At 61.8% G+C, this 17,562-nt stretch carries 16 protein-coding genes; 15 read left to right on the top strand and 1 reads right to left on the bottom strand.

Annotated features, from left to right (window positions below; genetic code table 11):
- Positions 1-170: 170 nt before the first annotated feature.
- From mnmG to U5A57_RS00170, 15 genes are all read left to right on the top strand, one after another.
- Positions 171-2,138 carry a tRNA uridine-5-carboxymethylaminomethyl(34) synthesis enzyme MnmG gene (gene mnmG, locus U5A57_RS00240; RefSeq protein ID WP_321907185.1) on the top strand — a complete coding sequence of 656 codons (1,968 nt, stop codon included), beginning with the start codon at positions 171-173 and terminating at the stop codon, positions 2,136-2,138.
- The gene (gene rsmG / locus U5A57_RS00235) at positions 2,135-2,833 is read left to right on the top strand and encodes a 16S rRNA (guanine(527)-N(7))-methyltransferase RsmG (RefSeq protein ID WP_321907183.1); all 699 of its coding nucleotides are present in this window, start codon (positions 2,135-2,137) and stop codon (positions 2,831-2,833) included. The genes mnmG and rsmG overlap by 4 nt, the downstream gene beginning before the upstream one ends.
- Before the next feature lie 97 nt (positions 2,834-2,930).
- Positions 2,931-3,701 carry a ParA family protein gene (locus U5A57_RS00230; RefSeq protein WP_321907181.1) on the top strand — a complete coding sequence of 257 codons (771 nt, stop codon included), beginning with the start codon at positions 2,931-2,933 and terminating at the stop codon, positions 3,699-3,701.
- Between the two features lie 20 nt (positions 3,702-3,721).
- Positions 3,722-4,609, top strand: a complete 888-nt coding sequence (locus U5A57_RS00225) for a ParB/RepB/Spo0J family partition protein (protein WP_321907178.1) — start codon at positions 3,722-3,724, stop codon at positions 4,607-4,609.
- A 43-nt stretch (positions 4,610-4,652) separates the two neighbouring features.
- Positions 4,653-5,801, top strand: a complete 1,149-nt coding sequence (locus U5A57_RS00220) for an SLC13 family permease (protein ID WP_415774565.1) — start codon at positions 4,653-4,655, stop codon at positions 5,799-5,801.
- A gap of 296 nt (positions 5,802-6,097) precedes the next feature.
- Positions 6,098-6,679: an ATP synthase subunit I gene (locus tag U5A57_RS00215; protein WP_321907176.1), complete on the top strand. Its 582-nt coding sequence runs from the start codon at positions 6,098-6,100 to the stop codon at positions 6,677-6,679.
- Between the two features lie 171 nt (positions 6,680-6,850).
- Entirely contained in the window at positions 6,851-7,702 is an 852-nt protein-coding gene (gene atpB / locus U5A57_RS00210; protein WP_042265988.1) for a F0F1 ATP synthase subunit A, read from the top strand.
- 66 nt (positions 7,703-7,768) lie between these two features.
- Positions 7,769-8,038, top strand: a complete 270-nt coding sequence (gene atpE / locus U5A57_RS00205; protein WP_028203308.1) for a F0F1 ATP synthase subunit C — start codon at positions 7,769-7,771, stop codon at positions 8,036-8,038.
- A gap of 140 nt (positions 8,039-8,178) precedes the next feature.
- Positions 8,179-8,649 carry a F0F1 ATP synthase subunit B gene (locus U5A57_RS00200; protein ID WP_133183351.1) on the top strand — a complete coding sequence of 157 codons (471 nt, stop codon included), beginning with the start codon at positions 8,179-8,181 and terminating at the stop codon, positions 8,647-8,649.
- Positions 8,650-8,651: 2 nt separating this feature from the next.
- A complete protein-coding gene (locus tag U5A57_RS00195; protein WP_158758934.1) occupies positions 8,652-9,191 on the top strand; it encodes a F0F1 ATP synthase subunit delta in 540 nt (179 codons plus the stop codon).
- A 67-nt stretch (positions 9,192-9,258) separates the two neighbouring features.
- Complete coding sequence (atpA, locus tag U5A57_RS00190; protein ID WP_069264448.1) at positions 9,259-10,800, top strand: F0F1 ATP synthase subunit alpha; 1,542 nt, start codon at positions 9,259-9,261, stop codon at positions 10,798-10,800.
- A gap of 84 nt (positions 10,801-10,884) precedes the next feature.
- Positions 10,885-11,766 carry a F0F1 ATP synthase subunit gamma gene (atpG, locus tag U5A57_RS00185; protein WP_233883441.1) on the top strand — a complete coding sequence of 294 codons (882 nt, stop codon included), beginning with the start codon at positions 10,885-10,887 and terminating at the stop codon, positions 11,764-11,766.
- Between the two features lie 80 nt (positions 11,767-11,846).
- On the top strand, positions 11,847-13,241 hold the full coding sequence (gene atpD, locus U5A57_RS00180) for a F0F1 ATP synthase subunit beta (RefSeq protein WP_321907171.1): 1,395 nt from the start codon (positions 11,847-11,849) through the stop codon (positions 13,239-13,241).
- Positions 13,242-13,318: 77 nt separating this feature from the next.
- Positions 13,319-13,744 carry a F0F1 ATP synthase subunit epsilon gene (locus tag U5A57_RS00175; RefSeq protein ID WP_158758930.1) on the top strand — a complete coding sequence of 142 codons (426 nt, stop codon included), beginning with the start codon at positions 13,319-13,321 and terminating at the stop codon, positions 13,742-13,744.
- A 338-nt stretch (positions 13,745-14,082) separates the two neighbouring features.
- Positions 14,083-15,843: an AMP-binding protein gene (locus U5A57_RS00170; RefSeq protein WP_321907170.1), complete on the top strand. Its 1,761-nt coding sequence runs from the start codon at positions 14,083-14,085 to the stop codon at positions 15,841-15,843.
- A 745-nt stretch (positions 15,844-16,588) separates the two neighbouring features.
- Here U5A57_RS00170 and U5A57_RS00165 read toward each other — a convergent pair.
- Positions 16,589-17,410: a transporter substrate-binding domain-containing protein gene (locus U5A57_RS00165; protein ID WP_321907168.1), complete on the bottom strand. Its 822-nt coding sequence runs from the start codon at positions 17,408-17,410 to the stop codon at positions 16,589-16,591.
- Positions 17,411-17,562 lie beyond the last annotated feature (152 nt).

Here is a 17,562-nt window from a genome sequence, read left to right as displayed (position 1 = left end):
TGTAGAAATGAGCGGCGTGTTTCACGTGAAACACGCCGTTTTTTTTTGCCCTTGCGTGGAACGATTCTCGGGTGTGAACGGCCTTAAACCGTAAGCCGTTATAATTCGCGCATACCACTTTTTCTGAGAAGGCTCACGCGGTCGTTTCCGTCCATGCGTGAGGTCCCGCCATGCTTTATCCCACAGAGTTTGACGTTATCGTCGTCGGCGGCGGTCACGCCGGAACCGAGGCTGCGCTTGCCGCAGCCCGTATGGGCGTCAAGACGCTCCTGCTTACGCACAACATTGAAACGCTCGGCCAGATGAGCTGCAATCCGTCGATTGGCGGCATTGGCAAGGGCCATCTGGTCAAGGAAGTCGACGCGCTCGGCGGCGCCATGGCCGCTGCGACGGACGAGGGCGGGATTCAGTTCCGCATTCTCAATTCGTCCAAGGGTCCGGCGGTCCGGGCGACGCGCGCGCAGGCAGACCGCATTCTCTATAAGGCGGCGATCCGCCGACGCCTCGAGAATCAGCCGAATTTGTGGCTGTTCCAGCAGGCCGTGGAAGACCTAATGGTCGAAGGCGACCGCGTCGTTGGCGCCGTCACGCAGGTGGGAATCCGCTTCCGCAGCCGTGCAGTCGTACTGACGGCGGGGACCTTCCTCGACGGCAAGATCCACGTGGGCCTGAACAACTACACGGGCGGCCGCGCAGGGGATCCCGCTGCCGTGACGCTCTCGTCGCGCCTGAAGGAGCTGAAACTGCCGCAGGGGCGCCTGAAGACGGGCACGCCGCCGCGTATCGACGGCCGCACGATCGACTTCTCGGTGCTCGAAGAGCAGCCCGGCGACCTCGATCCGGTGCCGGTTTTCTCGTTTCTCGGCCGCGCGGAGCAGCACCCGCGCCAGATTCCGTGCTGGGTCACGCATACGAACGAGCGCACGCACGACATTATCCGCGGCGGCCTCGACCGCTCGCCAATGTACACGGGCGTGATCGAAGGTGTAGGGCCGCGCTATTGCCCGTCGATCGAAGACAAGATTCACCGCTTTGCGTCGAAGGAGTCGCATCAGATCTTCCTCGAACCGGAGGGCCTGACGACGAACGAGTTCTACCCGAACGGGATCTCGACTAGCCTGCCGTTCGACGTGCAGCTTGAACTCGTGCACTCGATGCGCGGCCTCGAGCACGCGCACATCCTGCGTCCGGGCTACGCGATCGAATATGACTACTTCGATCCGCGTGGGCTCAAGGCTTCGCTCGAAACCAAGGTGATCAACGGCCTATTTTTTGCGGGCCAGATCAATGGTACGACGGGCTATGAAGAAGCGGCAGCGCAAGGCTTGCTGGCCGGCATGAATGCAGGGCTGCAGGTGCAGGGCAAGGACGCATGGTGCCCGCGCCGCGATCAGGCATATCTCGGCGTACTGGTCGACGACCTGGTGACGCGTGGCGTATCCGAGCCGTATCGCATGTTCACGAGCCGAGCCGAATATCGCTTGAGCCTGCGTGAAGACAACGCGGATATGCGGTTGACGGAGATTGGCCGCGAGCTGGGCGTAATCGATGACGTTCGTTGGGACGCATTCTCCCGCAAGCGCGATGCTGTTTCACGTGAAACAGAGCGCCTGAAGTCGACGTGGGTGAATCCGAAGACGCTGTCGGCTGAAGAAGCAACGGCACTCCTCGGCAAGTCGATCGATCGCGAGTACAACCTCGCAGATCTGCTGCGCCGCCCGGGCGTGAGCTATGACGGCGTTTGCGGTCTGCGTGAAGGCGCCTGCGCGCCAGACGCTCCGCTTGCCGATGACGAAGTTCTGGTCGCTCAGATCAAGGAGCAGATCGAGATCGGTATCAAATATCAGGGCTATATCGATCGTCAAGCCGACGAGATCGAACGCAACGGCGCGCAAGAGAATACGCGTCTGCCGGAGGGTATCGATTACGCGGAAGTACGCGGTCTTTCGTTTGAGGCGCGTCAGAAGCTAACTCAGTTCCGTCCCGAGACGATTGGCCAGGCATCGCGCATTTCCGGCATCACGCCCGCCGCGATCTCGTTGCTCATGGTTCACCTCAAGCGTGGCCTTGGCCGCCGTCGCCAGAATCCGGGCGCTGCGGACGAGAGCGGCACCGACTCGACGCCGGTGGCGCAATGACGGGCCGCTCGAGGCAACCCGGTATTGCGGACCGTGACGCGCTGGCTCGTCTGCTGAAAGAGGGCGCAGAGGCGCTGGGTGTCGAACTCACCGAGCGCCAGCACGAGCAGTTGCTCGACTACGTTGCGCTGCTCGCCAAGTGGAACGCCGTCTACAACCTCACGGCGATCCGCGATCCGCGTCAGATGCTGATCCAGCACATTCTCGATTCGCTGTCGATCGTGCCGCACCTGCCGGCGCGCGCCGACGCAACGGTGCTCGACGTCGGCTCTGGTGGCGGGCTGCCTGGCATCGTACTCGCGATCGTGCGGCCGAACTGGCAGGTCACGCTCAACGATATCGTGCAGAAAAAGTCGGCGTTCCAGTCGCAAGCCAAGGCCGAACTCGGTCTCGCGAACCTGGCGGTAGTGACCGGTCGAGTCGAATCGCTGCGTCCTGGCGTGGAAGTACCAAAAAAATTCGATTTGATCGTGTCCCGGGCATTCGCGGATCTCGCCGATTTCGTTACACTGGCCCGTCATCTCGTTGCGGACGGCGGCGCGATCTGGGCGATGAAGGGTGTGCACCCCGAAGGCGAGATTGAGCGCTTGCCGTCGGGCACCAAGGCGCTGAATACAATCCGCCTGAATGTGCCGATGCTCGATGCGGAGCGTCACCTGATCGAAGTGTCGGTTGAGCCGGTCGCCGCGGCCTGAACCGACCCGGCGATGGCCAATCGGCCGAGTGGTGCGCGAGGCGGTTGCGTCATAACGTAAGCAAACTTTTTAAGGCAGTAAAAGGGACACCCGAAAGATGGCAAAAATCTTCTGCGTTGCGAACCAGAAGGGCGGCGTCGGCAAGACGACGACAACGGTCAATCTCGCCGCGAGCCTCGCATCGCAGGGACAACGTGTCCTTCTCATCGACCTCGACCCGCAGGGCAACGCCACGATGGGCAGCGGCATCGACAAGGCCGCGTGCGAGAACACGGTGTATGAAGTGCTGGTCGACGGCGTCACGGTGAACACCGCGCGCACGCGGCCCGAACAGGTTGGCTACGACGTGTTGCCGGCCAACCGTGAACTGGCCGGTGCCGAAGTCGAACTGGTGACGGTCGAGCAGCGTGAGCGGCGCCTGAAGGCTGCGCTCGCCGAAGTCGACGCCGAGTACGACTTCGTCCTGATCGACTGCCCCCCGGCGCTTTCGCTGCTCACACTCAACGGCCTGTGCGCCGCACATGGCGTGGTGATCCCGATGCAGTGCGAATACTTCGCGCTCGAAGGGCTCTCGGATCTCATCAATACGATCAAGCAGGTCCACGCGAACATGAATCGCGACCTGAAGGTGATTGGTCTTCTGCGCGTGATGTTCGACCCGCGCATCACGCTGCAGCAGCAGGTTTCCGAGCAATTGAAAGAGCACTTCGGCGACAAGGTCTTCGACGCCGTGATCCCGCGCAACGTGCGACTTGCCGAAGCGCCCAGCTACGGCTTGCCGGGTGTGGTATTCGATCGCGCTTCGCGCGGCGCACAAGCCTACGTGCAGTTCGGCGCGGAAATGATCGAGCGCGTGCGCGCACTCTGACGAGAGACTGGGGAAGCACGATGAATGCAGTAGCACGGAAGAAGGGGCTGGGCCGGGGGCTGGAAGCATTGCTCGGCGGCAGCGCGGACATCACCGAAGCGGTGAAGATCGAAGGCGCGCCTAACACGCTGCCGCTCACGCAGATGCAGGCCGGCAAGTACCAGCCGCGCACGCGCATGGACGAGGGCGCGCTCCAGGAACTGGCCGCGAGCATCCGCGCGCAGGGTTTGATGCAGCCCATTCTCGTGCGCCCGATTGCGCCGGGGCGCTACGAAATCATCGCGGGCGAGCGACGCTTCCGTGCGGCGCACATCGCCGGGCTGACCGAAGTGCCGGTGCTCGTGAAGGACGTGCCCGACCAGGCCGCCGCCGCGATGGCGCTGATCGAGAACATCCAGCGCGAGGACCTGAATCCGCTGGAAGAGGCGCAGGGTATCCAGCGCCTGCTCGACGAGTTCAGCTTCACGCACGAACAGGCGGCCGAATCGGTGGGCCGCTCGCGCAGCGCGGTGTCGAACCTGCTGCGTCTGCTCAATCTTGCGGCGCCCGTGCAGACCATGCTGCTTGCCGGCGATCTCGACATGGGACACGCCCGCGCGCTGCTCGCGGTGGACGCCGCCACGCAAATCACGCTGGCCAACCAGGTGGTCAACAAGCGCATGTCGGTGCGTGAAACGGAGAAGCTCGTTTCGGCGACGACGAAGGCCGCGCCGGCAGTCAAAGCGAAGGCCGCGCACGACGGTGGCCGCGACACGCGCCGCCTCGAAGAGGAGTTGTCGGACCTGCTTGCCGCATCGGTGAAGATCAAGCTCGGCCGACGCGGGCGAGGGCAACTCACGGTCGACTTTGGCGACCTCGACGCGCTCGACGGCATCCTGCTGCGTTTGCGCGGCGAAACGGCGACGTGATGCGCGTCGCCACGGCATACCCGCGCGCCGGCGCATAAAGCCGGTGCGTGAATCGGAGCAGGGCGCGCGCGAGCCCTTCAGCCTGTTGCGCCGTATCGGCGCATTCGCCGCATCGGAGCCCGTGCTCGCGATTCTTGTCGTGGCGTTCGTGGCGTTGCAGATTTACGCGCCGCGCCCCGTTGCCTCGCTGCCCGCACTCGTCGACTGGCAAACGGTGATGACGCTCGCGGGCCTGCTCATTCTGACGAAGGGCATCGAATATTCAGGACTGCTGACCTGGCTCGCGCACAAGCTCGTCCACCACATTCACTCGGAACGCGGGCTCGCGTTGCTGCTCGTCGTGCTGGCCGCAGTGCTATCGATGATCGTGACCAACGACGTGGCGCTTTTCGTCGTGGTGCCGCTCGTGCTTTCGCTCCACCAGCTCACACCGCTGCCGCTCAAACGTCTCGTGATCGTCATTGCGCTTGCCGTGAACGCGGGCTCGGTGCTCACGCCGCTCGGCAATCCGCAGAATCTGTTCCTCTGGCAGGTGAGCGGGGTGTCGTTCGGACGATTCGTCGTGGGGCTGGCGCCGCTTTGCGCGTTTCTCATGGCGATGCTGATCCTGCTCGCCGCGTTTCTCTTCAAGTCCACGCCGCTCGATCTCTCGAAAGACGCCGCGCCGCAGCGTGTCGATCGCGCGCTGGCGAGCGTCGCGGCCGTGCTCTTCATCGCGTTCGTGCTGCTCGCCGATGCACACCACGCAGGCGTCGCGCTGGCCGCCGTCGCCGCGGGTTTCGTGATCTGGCGCATTCGCATCGTGCTCAAGATCGATTGGCTGCTGCTGCTGATCTTCGTGCTGATGTTCATCGTGCTGCGCAGTGTGGCCGCGCTGCCCGCCATTCACCACGCACTGACGTCGTTGTCGCTGCAAACGCCTATGCGCGCTTTTGCCGCAGGTGCGGTGCTGTCGCAGGTTATCAGCAACGTGCCCGCGGCCATTGTGCTCGCGGGCTTCACGCACGACTGGCGCGCGCTCGCGTTCGGCGTGAGCGTCGGCGGCTTCGGAGTCGCCATCGGCTCGCTGGCGAATCTCATCGCCGTGCGTCTTTCCGGCGAGCGCGGCGTGTGGCTGCTGTTTCACCTGATCGCCGTGCCTTTCTGGATCGCGGCCTTTCTAGGCGGCGCGCTGCTGTTGCATCTGTTCTGACGTCGCCACATCCCACATCCTGCGCATAGTCAGGTTTGCGCGTCAGATGGTCCCGAAATTACCAGGTCATCCTGACGATTATTTTCTCCTTGCTTCGTCCCTTACAGTTACCGGTCACACCTTCGCGGCGCCGCGTTTCCCGCATCATGAAGTCGCATTTCACAGGTGTTATTGAAGGGCCTAAAGTCTTGAATTGCCTGCAACTATCGCTTACAATCGCCCGGATTTATTTGGTTGGCGATGCTGTAAGTGCGCTGTAATAAAGAGCGTGCCAGGCGAATTTCCGGAATAAAGCGATGGTGGGTCAGAGGCCAGACGAAGCGCCGCAGGCGCATGAAGGGCCCGATGTTCCGCCGGGCAAAGTCGAAGCATCCAGCCGGGGGCAGGATGCAGCGGCAAAACATTCCGGACGCGTTGATCACAACGCGCGCTGGGATGAGCTGGACGCCAGCCAGCAAGATAATAACGACATCGTTCCGCTCACCCGGGCCGAAGCCGAGCAGATCTTCGGCGCGCAGGTGAGTCGCCCATCGCGCGTCACGCCGTTTCGTGTCGTGGCGGCGCAAGTGGTTTTGTCCCTGGTTGCAACGTTGGCGTGGTGGCTGTTTTATAAGCCGCCGGGCAGTGCTGCGTTGTCGGCGTTCCTGGGCGGAGCGATCTGCTGGTTTCCTGGCGCGCTGTTCGCGGCACGCCTCAGGCAGTTGAGTCGTGCAGGCACCGTGCTGAACTGGATGCTCGGTGAAGCTTTCAAGATGGGGGCGACGATTGCGATGTTCGTCGCCATCGCGTTCTGGTATCACGACGTGCAGTGGATTCCCTTGCTCGTCACGTACCTGATCGCACTAAAGACATATTGGATCGCGCTCGCCTGGCGCTGATCCACCAACATCGCGCCGCCTCAATTCAGGGCGTCGAAGCGATGCAGGTGGAAGTCGGCCGGCCGAAGCGAAGCAGATAAGACACGATCCACGGCGGTGCGTTCCCGCAATACAGTATTGCGGCGGGAGCGGCCGAAAACGATTTTCGACAATTTGGGTGGCATTAACGATATGGCAGCTAGCGAAGGAACGAGCGGACCGGGTCCGTCCGAGTACATTGCTCACCACTTGCAGAACTTTGCGACCTCGCACCAGACGTCGATCGTCGACTTCAGCGTCTGGAACATCGACACGCTGTTCTGGTCGATCCTGTGTGGCGTCGTGACGATCCTCATCTTGCGCCTCGCTGCGCGCAAAGCGACCCCGGGCGTACCGGGCCGCTTCCAGTGCGCCATCGAAATGCTGGTCGAGATGGTCGAGGACCAGTCCAAGTCCATCGTCCATGGCAACCGCGCATTCATCGCGCCGCTCGCGCTGACCGTGTTCATCTGGGTCGCGCTCATGAACTCGCTCGACTTCATTCCTGTCGATCTGCCCACGCGCGTGATCGGCTGGCTCGGCCTGTCCGAAGTGCTGCCGCACCAGCGTATCGTTCCGACGGCCGACCTCAACGGCACGTTCGGCATCGCGCTCGGCGTGTTCGTGCTGATGATTTACTACAACCTCAAGATCAAGGGTCCTGGCGGCTTCGCACACGAACTGCTCTCGGCCCCGTTCGGCGCGCATCCGCTGCTGTGGATCCCGAACCTTGCACTGAACATCATCGAGTTCGTCGCCAAGACGGTTTCGCTCGCCCTGCGGTTGTTCGGCAACATGTATGCAGGCGAGCTGCTGTTCCTGCTGATCGCGCTGCTGGGCGGTCTGTGGAGCTTCGGCGCGGACACGACGGTGCTTGGCTTCATCGGCCACGTGATTGCGGGCAGCGTCTGGGCGATCTTCCACATCCTGATCGTTCTGCTGCAGGCGTTCATTTTCATGATGCTGACGCTGGTGTACATCGGCCAGGCACACGACAAGCACTAAGTGCTCGTCAAACCAGATTTGCAGTTTTAAATCCCCAGTTCCAGAAAATCTCACAAAGGAGTGATCATGCAAGCTTTCATCGCCAACATCCAGGGTTTCACGGCCATCGGTATCGGCATCATCATCGGCCTGGGTGCAATCGGCGCCTGTATCGGTATCGGCCTGATGGGCGGCAAGTACATCGAAGCCTGCGCACGTCAGCCTGAACTGATGAACCCGCTGCAGACGAAGATGTTCCTGCTGGCTGGTCTGATCGATGCAGCGTTCCTGATCGGCGTGGGTGTTGCAATGCTGTTCGCGTTCGCTAACCCGCTGCTCTCGAAGCTCGCGGGCTAAGTTCCCTGGAAGGTTGCGCCTGACCTATAACGGGTAGTGGGCGCATGGCGGAACGGGAGACGAGGCGCTGATCGAGTTTCACAACCGATGAGCGCCTTGCCGTTTCAATTCCCCGGAATAGCAACGATTAAGGAAACACCGTGAATCTCAACGCAACCCTGTTTGCGCAAATGGTCGTGTTCCTGATCCTCGCGTGGTTCACGATGAAGTTCGTGTGGCCGCCGTTGATCAACGCCCTCGACGAGCGCTCGAAGAAGATCGCAGACGGCCTGGCCGCTGCGGAAAAGGGCAAGGCGGAACTCGAAGCGGCGCACAAGCGCGTCGGCGAAGAGCTCGCCACGGCCCGTAACGAGGGTCAAAGCCGTATCGCCGACGCCGAAAAGCGCGCGCTGGCCGTCGCAGAAGAAATCAAGGCCCAGGCACACGCCGAAGCGGCACGCATCATCGCTCAAGCGAAAGCCGACGCCGACCAGCAGGTCGTCAAGGCACGCGAAGCACTGCGTTCCGAAGTCGCGGCACTCGCTGTGCAAGGCGCCGAGCAGATCCTGAAGCGCGAAGTCGATCAGTCGGCCCACGCCGAACTGCTGAATCAACTGAAAGCCGAGCTCTGATCATGGCCGAACTTGCAACCATCGCCCGCCCGTACGCAGAAGCCCTGTTTGGCGTGGCCGAAGCTGGTGACACCGCCGCCTGGTCCACGCTCGTTTCGGAGCTGGCACAGGTTGCGGCCTTGCCCGAGGTGCAGTCGGTCGCGACGAGCCCGAAGGTGAGCCATGCCCAGGTCGTCGAGCTGCTGCTCGCGGCGGTGAAGTCGCCGGTCAAGGAATCGGCCGAGGTGAAGAACCTCGTGCAGATGCTGATCGAGAATCATCGCCTGGCACTGCTGCCGGAAATCCAGACGCAGTTCGAAGCGCTCAAGAACGCCAAGGCAGGTGCTGCTGACGCAGTGATCGTCAGCGCGTTCCCGCTCGAAGGCGCGCAGTTGAACGACCTCGTCGCCAGCCTCGAACGCAAGTTCAAATGCAAGCTGAAGCCGACCGTCGAGATCGACAACTCGCTCATCGGCGGCGTGCGCGTCACGGTCGGCGACGAAGTGCTCGATACCTCGGTCCGCGCGCGGCTCGCCAGCATGCAGGCGGCGTTGACCGCCTGAGCGCCTCGATTACAAAAATCGGGCGCGGCGGCTGGCACGCAACAGAATTGAACATCAGGAGCGAATAATGCAACTCAATCCCTCTGAGATCAGCGAGCTGATCAAGAGCCGGATCCAGGGCCTTGAAGCGAGCGCCGACGTTCGCAACCAGGGCACCGTGATCTCCGTGACCGACGGTATCGTGCGTATCCACGGCCTGTCGGACGTGATGCAGGGCGAAATGCTCGAATTCCCGGGCAACACCTTCGGCCTCGCGCTGAACCTCGAGCGCGACTCGGTCGGCGCCGTGATTCTCGGCGAGTACGAGCACATCTCGGAAGGCGACATCGTCAAGACGACGGGCCGCATTCTCGAAGTGCCGGTGGGCCCGGAACTGATCGGCCGCGTGGTCGATCCCCTCGGCAACCCGATCGACGGCAAGGGCCCGGTCAACGCCAAGATGACCGACGCGATCGAAAAGATCGCTCCGGGCGTGATCTGGCGTGAAGGCGTGTCGCAGCCGGTGCAAACGGGTCTGAAGTCGATCGACTCGATGGTGCCGATCGGCCGTGGCCAGCGTGAGCTGATCATCGGCGACCGTCAGTGCGGCAAGACCGCAGTGGCCGTCGACACGATCATCAACCAGAAGGGCAAGGACCTGATCTGTATCTACGTCGCCATCGGTCAGAAGGCTTCGTCGATCCAGAACGTGCTGCGCAAGCTCGAAGAAACGGGCGCGATCGAATACACGATCGTCGTCGCCGCTTCGGCTTCGGAATCGGCCGCGCTGCAGTACCTCGCGCCGTACGCCGGCTGCACGATGGGCGAATACTTCCGCGACCGCGGTCAAGACGCCCTGATCATTTATGACGACTTGACCAAGCAAGCCTGGGCATACCGTCAGATCTCGCTGCTGCTGCGCCGCCCGCCGGGCCGTGAAGCTTACCCCGGCGACGTGTTCTATCTCCACTCGCGTCTGCTCGAGCGCGCCGCGCGCGTGTCGGCCGACTACGTCGAGAAGTTCACGAACGGCGAAGTGAAGGGCAAGACGGGTTCGCTCACCGCACTGCCGATCATCGAAACGCAAGCCGGCGACGTGACCGCATTCGTTCCGACGAACGTGATCTCGATTACCGACGGCCAGATCTTCCTGGAAACCGACCTCTTCAACGCAGGCATCCGCCCGGCAATCAACGCCGGCGTTTCGGTGTCGCGTGTGGGTGGCGCGGCTCAGACCAAGGTCGTGAAGAAGCTGTCGGGCGGTATCCGTACCGACCTCGCGCAGTACCGTGAACTGGCTGCATTCGCCCAGTTCGCATCGGACCTGGACGAAGCGACCCGCAAGCAGCTCGAGCGCGGCCGCCGCGTGACGGAACTGCTCAAGCAGCCGCAGTACCAGCCGCTGCAAGTGTGGGAACTGGCTGTTGCGCTGTTCTCGGCGAACAACGGCTACCTCGACGACATCGACGTCAAGGACGTCCTGCCGTTCGAAAAGGGCCTGCGCGAATACCTGAAGTCGAAGCACGCTGACCTCGTCGCGCGCATCGAGGACAAGAAGGACCTTTCGAAGGACGACGAGAACGCGCTCCACGCGGCTCTCAAGGACTTCAAGAAGTCCGGCGCATACTGATCCGTCCGGGAATCAATCTAGATAATCGGACTGGGACCCGAGTGAGTGTGCAAGCGCTGACTCGGGTCGACAAAGGAGCAAGCAATGGCTGGAATGAAGGAAATTCGCGGCAAGATCAAGAGCGTGCAAAACACGCGCAAGATCACCAAGGCGATGGAAATGGTCGCGGCGTCGAAAATGCGCCGTGCCCAGGAGCGCATGCGCGCCGCCCGCCCGTATGCCGACAAGGTCCGCGACATCGCTGCGCACATGAGCCGTGCGAACCCCGAGTACCGCCACCCGTTCATGGTGGAAAACACCGGTGCGAAGGTCGCAGGCGTGATTCTCGTCACGACCGACAAGGGTCTGTGCGGCGGGATGAACACTAACGTGCTGCGCGCGACGCTGCAGAAGATCAAGGATCTGGAAGCATCCGGCACGTCGATCGAAGCAACTGCGATCGGCAGCAAGGGCCTCGGTTTCCTGAACCGTCTGCGCGCGAAGGTCGTCTCGAACGTTGTGCAACTCGGCGACACGCCGCACCTCGAAAAGCTGATCGGCGCGATCAAGGTGCAGCTCGACCAGTACTCGGAAGGCAAGCTTTCCGCCGTGTACCTCGCGTACACGCGCTTCGTCAACACGATGAAGCAGGAGCCTGTGATCGAGCAACTGCTGCCGCTGTCGGCCGAGCGTCTCGAAGCGAACGACGACGGCACGACGCCGAAGTCGGCGTGGGACTACATCTACGAGCCGGACGCGCAAACCGTCGTGGACGAACTGCTGGTGCGCTATGTCGAAGCCCTGGTCTATCAGGCCGTGGCGGAAAACATGGCTTCGGAGCAGTCGGCCCGTATGGTGGCGATGAAGGCGGCGTCGGACAACGCGAAGACGGTCATCAACGAACTGCAGCTCTCGTACAACAAGAGCCGCCAGGCCGCGATTACGAAGGAACTTTCGGAAATCGTCGGCGGCGCAGCAGCCGTCTGATAGTCGCGAACCGATTGCGAAACCGCGCCGGTGTTGAACCGGTGAGCGAGTGAAGAATTCAGGTATCTAAAGGAAAATCGATGAGTACAACTGCTTTGGTAGAAGGCAAGATCGTACAGTGCATCGGCGCGGTGATCGACGTGGAATTCCCGCGCGAGACCATGCCGAAGATCTACGACGCGCTGATTCTCGAAGGATCGGACCTGACCCTCGAAGTGCAGCAGCAGCTGGGCGACGGCGTTGTCCGCACCATCTGTCTGGGCGCTTCGGACGGTCTGCGTCGCGGCACCGTGGTGAAGAACACGGGCAAGCCCATCAGCGTGCCGGTCGGCAAGCCGACGCTTGGCCGCATCATGGACGTGCTGGGCCGTCCGATCGACGAAGCCGGTCCGATCGTTAGCGAAAACACGCGCGCGATCCACCAGAAGGCTCCGGCGTTCGAAGATCTGTCGCCTTCGGCGGAACTGCTCGAAACCGGCATCAAGGTTATCGACCTGATCTGCCCGTTCGCAAAGGGCGGCAAGGTCGGTCTGTTCGGCGGTGCTGGCGTGGGCAAGACCGTCAACATGATGGAGCTCATCAACAACATCGCAAAGGAGCACGGCGGTTTCTCCGTGTTCGCGGGCGTGGGCGAGCGTACCCGTGAGGGCAACGACTTCTACCACGAAATGAAGGACTCGAACGTTCTCGACAAGGTCGCGCTGGTGTACGGCCAGATGAACGAGCCGCCGGGCAACCGTCTGCGCGTCGCGCTGACGGGCCTCACGATGGCCGAGTACTTCCGTGACGAAGGCCTCGACGTGCTGTTCTTCGTCGACAACATCTACCGTTTCACGCTGGCCGGTACCGAAGTGTCGGCACTGCTTGGCCGTATGCCTTCGGCAGTGGGCTATCAGCCGACGCTGGCTGAAGAAATGGGCAAGCTGCAAGAGCGCATCACGTCCACGAAGAAGGGCTCGATTACGTCGGTTCAGGCCGTGTACGTCCCTGCGGACGACTTGACCGACCCGTCGCCGGCTACGACCTTCGGCCACCTTGACGCAACCGTCGTGCTGTCGCGTGACATCGCTTCGCTGGGTATCTACCCGGCAGTCGATCCGCTCGACTCGACCTCGCGTCAGATCGACCCGAACGTGATTGGCGAAGAGCACTACTCGATCACGCGTGGCGTGCAGCAAACGCTGCAGCGCTACAAGGAACTGCGCGACATCATCGCAATTCTGGGCATGGACGAACTGTCGCCGGAAGACAAGCTGTCGGTCGCCCGCGCACGCAAGATCCAGCGTTTCCTCTCGCAGCCGTTCCACGTCGCGGAAGTCTTCACGGGCTCGCCGGGCAAGTACGTGCCGCTGAAGGAAACGATCCGCGGCTTCAAGATGATCGTTGGCGGCGAGTGCGATCACCTGCCGGAGCAGGCGTTCTACATGGTCGGCACGATCGACGAAGCCTTCGAAAAGGCCAAGAAGATCCAGTAAGGGTTGAGTTGCCAACGGGCGGATAAGTCACGTGTGACTTATCCGCCGCCGCAACCAATTCACAGGAGTCGACACATATGGCAGCAACCATCAAGGTAGACGTCGTCAGCGCCGAAGAGAACATCTTCGACGGCCAGGCGAAGTTCGTCGCGCTTCCGGGCGAGGCGGGCGAGCTGGGCATTCTGCCGGGCCACACGCCGCTCATCACGCGTATTCGTCCGGGTGCCGTGCGCATCGTGGCGGAAGACGGCGGTGAAGAGTTCGTGTTCGTCGCAGGCGGCATTCTCGAAGTGCAGCCGGGCGCCGTCACGGTGCTCGCTGACACGGCGATCCGCGGCAAGGACCTCGACGAGGCGAAGGCCACGGAAGCGCGCAAGCGCGCTGAAGAGACGCTGCAGAACGCCGGCTCGAACCTCGAGTACGCCACTGCCCAGGCCGAACTGGCCTACGCGGTCGCGCAACTCGCGGCGATCCAGCGCCTGCGCAAGATGAACCAGCATTAATTGGTTCTCGTACACGCGCCTTTGCGGCGCGTAGTCCGAAGCAAAAAGGGCTCCCCAATCGGGGAGCCCTTTTTGCATTTGCGTGCAGCTGAACGGGCACGGCCCGATGGCATTGCGATGAAAAACGCGGCATAAATGCCCTGAGCCACGGTGGTCGACAAAAACGCTCTGACATACTTGACGTTTACGGAAAGGTAATGCCAAATCATGCGTTCGCGGCCGGCCCAGATGCGTGCTCCGCGGGTAAGACTTGATGCCGCCCCCGGGAAAGCCGGTGGCACAATGGATTTCAAATTCATTTCAAACGCGGGAGTGACGCTCCCCAGGAGACAGCCATCATGGCAATCGACGCAGCAGGCGCGCCCGCAGCGCCCGGTGTACATGAGCCGCTCATCGCGCCGAAAGACGGGCTTTCATACGTACGAGGCACGATCGACGTGCCGCTCAGCGACGCGACCCTAGGCACCTTCCTGCAGGAGACGGCGAAGCGGTTTCCCGAGCGGCCCGCCGCGGTATTTCGCGAGCAGGGCATCCGCTGGAACTGGCGAGAGTTTGCCGCCGAAGTGGACGTGCTCGCCGCCGGTTTCGCCGAGCTAGGCATCGTCAAAGGGGATCGCGTTGGCATCTGGTCGCCCAATCGCGTCGAGTGGTTGCTCACCCAGTTTGCGACCGCGCGCATCGGCGCGGTGCTCGTCAACATCAATCCCGCGTATCGCCTCGCCGAACTCGAATACGCGCTGAACAAGGTGAGTTGCAAGGCCATTGTTTCCGCGGAGAGCTTCAAGACCTCGAAGTATCTGGAGATGCTGCAGACGCTTGCGCCGGAGCTTGCGACCGCTGCCCCCGGCCAGCTGCAGGCCGCGCGCCTGCCCGAGCTGCGTGCGGTCGTGCGTATGTGCGACACGGCCACGCCCGGCATGCTCTGCTTCAGCGAACTCGTGGAGATGGGCCGCGAGCGCATTGCCCGCGACGGCACGGCGTGGCTCGACGCAATTGATGCGACGCTATCGCCCGACGACGCGATCAACATCCAGTTCACGAGCGGCACGACCGGCAATCCGAAGGGCGCGACGCTCACGCACCGCAACGTGCTCAACAACGGGCGTTTCATCGCCCAGGCAATGCGCCTCACGGAGGAAGACTCGCTCTGCATTCCGGTGCCGCTTTATCACTGCTTCGGTATGGTGCTCGCGGTGCTCGCGTGCGTTTCGGTGGGCGCAAACATGGTGTTCCCAGGCGAGGCTTTCGATCCGCGCGCGACGCTCGCAGCCGTCTCGGAAGAGGGGTGCACGGCACTGCATGGCGTACCCACCATGTTCATCGCGGAACTCGATCATCCGGAGTTCGCGAGCTTCGATCTTTCGAAGCTGCGCACGGGCATCATGGCCGGCTCGCCTTGTCCGATTGAGACGATGAAGCGCGTAGTGTCGAAGATGCATCTCGCCGAAATCACGATTGCCTACGGCATGACGGAAACGAGCCCGGTGTCGTTCCAAAGCTCGACAACCGACCCGCTCGACAAGCGCACGACCACCGTGGGCCGCATTCAGCCGCATCTCGAAGTCAAGATCGTCGATGCGCTCGGCAACACCGTGCCTGTGGGCGAAACGGGCGAGCTGTGTACGAAGGGTTATTCGGTGATGCAGGGCTACTGGGGCGATGAGGAGAAGACGGCAGAGTCGATCGTCGACGGCTGGATGCATACGGGCGATCTCGCCACGATCGACGCCGAAGGCTACTGCAACATCGTCGGCCGCTTGAAGGACATGCTCATTCGCGGAGGAGAGAACATCTATCCGCGCGAGATCGAGGAGTTTCTGTTCCGCCATCCGAAGGTGCAATCGGCGCAGGTATTCGGCGTGCCCGATGCGAAGTACGGCGAGGAAGTGTGCGCGTGGATCGTGCTGCGGCCGGGCGAGGTGGCAACAGCTGAAGACATTCAGGCGTTCTGCCAGGGGCAGATTGCGCACTACAAGATCCCGAAGTACATCCGCTTCGTCGACGAACTGCCGATGACCGTAACAGGCAAGGTGCAGAAGTTCGTGATGCGCGCGCGCATGATCGACGAACTCAAGATCAGCGAGCAGAAGACGGCTTGACGCCTGGTTTGACGTAATGCCGCGGCGGACAGATCGCCCCGTCGCGGCGCGATGCATGGGCGCGCAAAAATAATCGGGAAACCGAACGATTATCTGGCGGTGGAGGGAGTGGGTGCGTAGCGATGCCTGTTGAATAACGAAACATACAGGCGAAAAAAAAGCGGGCCTGGAGCCCGCTAAAAACCACACGCTACGGGGTTAGCGCGAGGAGACCAAAGGAGGAGCCGGGTCATGAAACGTCTGCGACGCCGGTCACGGCTCCAACAAGGATGCCCCTCGAGAGGGCTTCGGCGTAGTGCCGACCGGCAGGTGTTTTGTGTCCGCTCACACTGGCACCGAGCCACATCCGTGTTGAAACCGTTGAAAGCCATTGTGGGCGAATTAAGATGGCTTCGCGGTAACAAAGTGTTTCAGGTTGTAACGCCCGCCAGATAAGGCTTAGAGCCTCTTTTTGCCATCCTGAGCGTTTTACGGAAGTCATTTTTACCGCTATTTTCCGAGGCGGTTTGACAGCCCGAATCGCCGTTCGCGCGAGAGGATTCGTATCGCATGAAGAAAGGCCCACAGCATGGGCCTTTTGCGCGTGACGCGCTTCGTACGGAATTACCGGTTGCGCACATGCGCAATGCGTCGACATCGCTCGCATGCGCGAAATGCAAACTTTGCGCGCCTCGTGTTACGGCATCGTCTTGCAACTCATCGTAGCAATTCGAAGGGCCATAACAACGTGGCGCGAGTCAACACGTCACTTCAGCCACTTGTCGGAGATTGCCTGATATTCGCCGCTTGCGCGCGCAAGATGCAGCCACTGGTCGACATACTGCTGGAACACCACGTCGCCGCGTGGCACCATCCACGCTTTCTCGCCGTACTGGAATGGCTTGTCGGGATGCACGGAACACAGGCCCGGGTTGAGCTTTTGCTGCAGCATCGTCTCGGAAGCGTCGGTCACCATCACGTCGGCCTTGCCTGCGAGGATCTGCTTGAAGATCGTCACGTTGTCCGGATACATGATGAGGTTCGCATGCGGCAAGAACTGCTTCGCAAAGCGCTCGTTCGTGCCGCCCGGATTCATGATCACGCGCACTGAAGGCTGGTTGATCTGCGCAATGGTCTGGTACTTCTTGACGTCGTCGCAGCGCACGATCGGTGTCTTGCCGTCGACTTGATACGCCTCGGTGAAGAACGCGCGTTTCTGGCGATCGAGCGTCGTGGAGACGCCCCCCACCGCAATGTCGCACTTCGCGAGGAAGTCGGTCATGAGGTTCGACCACGACGTCTTCACGAACTCGGCCTTCACGCCGAGCGACTTCGCGAGCGACTCCGTCATGTCGATATCGATGCCTTCGAACGTGCCGTCCTGCCTGTAGAACGAGTAGGGCTTGTAGTCGCCAGTGGTGCAGGCGCGCAGCGTGCCGCGCGCGAGGATCTCATCGAGGCGTGAAGCGTTAGTAGCAGGAGCGGCGGCCTGCATACCGTTGGTCGGCGTGCCGGTGGATTGGCTCGTGGCGCATGCGCTCAACACAGCGGCGCCAACGATCGTCAGGCCGAGGGCGACTTTTTTCATCGTGTCTCCTTCTATGGTTTTGATTGATGTAATTGTTTAGAAAGCCGTCTGATCATAGTCCTCGCGCGCCCTGACCGATAAGCGCGGACTTACCTGGGTATGCAAGGACCTATACTTCGGTGTTATTGCGCTTTCTGATGCCGCCCATCAGC

It is taken from the genome of Paraburkholderia sp. J11-2, assembly GCF_905220185.1.
GTDB lineage: Bacteria > Pseudomonadota > Gammaproteobacteria > Burkholderiales > Burkholderiaceae > Paraburkholderia.
Note: the sequence above shows the minus strand (reverse complement) of the source record. Positions and strands in the feature narration are given on the sequence as shown.

What these genes read in the sequence shown, in the direction of transcription:
- mnmG (WP_321907185.1), top strand. Translation starts at nt 171, where the DNA reads ATGCTTTATCCCACAGAGTTTGACGTTATCGTCGTCGGCGGCGGTCAC.
- rsmG (WP_321907183.1), top strand. Translation starts at nt 2,135, where the DNA reads ATGACGGGCCGCTCGAGGCAACCCGGTATTGCGGACCGTGACGCGCTG.
- U5A57_RS00230 (WP_321907181.1), top strand. Translation starts at nt 2,931, where the DNA reads ATGGCAAAAATCTTCTGCGTTGCGAACCAGAAGGGCGGCGTCGGCAAG.
- U5A57_RS00225 (WP_321907178.1), top strand. Translation starts at nt 3,722, where the DNA reads ATGAATGCAGTAGCACGGAAGAAGGGGCTGGGCCGGGGGCTGGAAGCA.
- U5A57_RS00215 (WP_321907176.1), top strand. Translation starts at nt 6,098, where the DNA reads ATGGTGGGTCAGAGGCCAGACGAAGCGCCGCAGGCGCATGAAGGGCCC.
- atpB (WP_042265988.1), top strand. Translation starts at nt 6,851, where the DNA reads ATGGCAGCTAGCGAAGGAACGAGCGGACCGGGTCCGTCCGAGTACATT.
- atpE (WP_028203308.1), top strand. Translation starts at nt 7,769, where the DNA reads ATGCAAGCTTTCATCGCCAACATCCAGGGTTTCACGGCCATCGGTATC.
- U5A57_RS00195 (WP_158758934.1), top strand. Translation starts at nt 8,652, where the DNA reads ATGGCCGAACTTGCAACCATCGCCCGCCCGTACGCAGAAGCCCTGTTT.
- atpA (WP_069264448.1), top strand. Translation starts at nt 9,259, where the DNA reads ATGCAACTCAATCCCTCTGAGATCAGCGAGCTGATCAAGAGCCGGATC.
- atpG (WP_233883441.1), top strand. Translation starts at nt 10,885, where the DNA reads ATGGCTGGAATGAAGGAAATTCGCGGCAAGATCAAGAGCGTGCAAAAC.
- atpD (WP_321907171.1), top strand. Translation starts at nt 11,847, where the DNA reads ATGAGTACAACTGCTTTGGTAGAAGGCAAGATCGTACAGTGCATCGGC.
- U5A57_RS00175 (WP_158758930.1), top strand. Translation starts at nt 13,319, where the DNA reads ATGGCAGCAACCATCAAGGTAGACGTCGTCAGCGCCGAAGAGAACATC.
- U5A57_RS00170 (WP_321907170.1), top strand. Translation starts at nt 14,083, where the DNA reads ATGGCAATCGACGCAGCAGGCGCGCCCGCAGCGCCCGGTGTACATGAG.
- U5A57_RS00165 (WP_321907168.1), bottom strand. Translation starts at nt 17,410, where the DNA reads ATGAAAAAAGTCGCCCTCGGCCTGACGATCGTTGGCGCCGCTGTGTTG.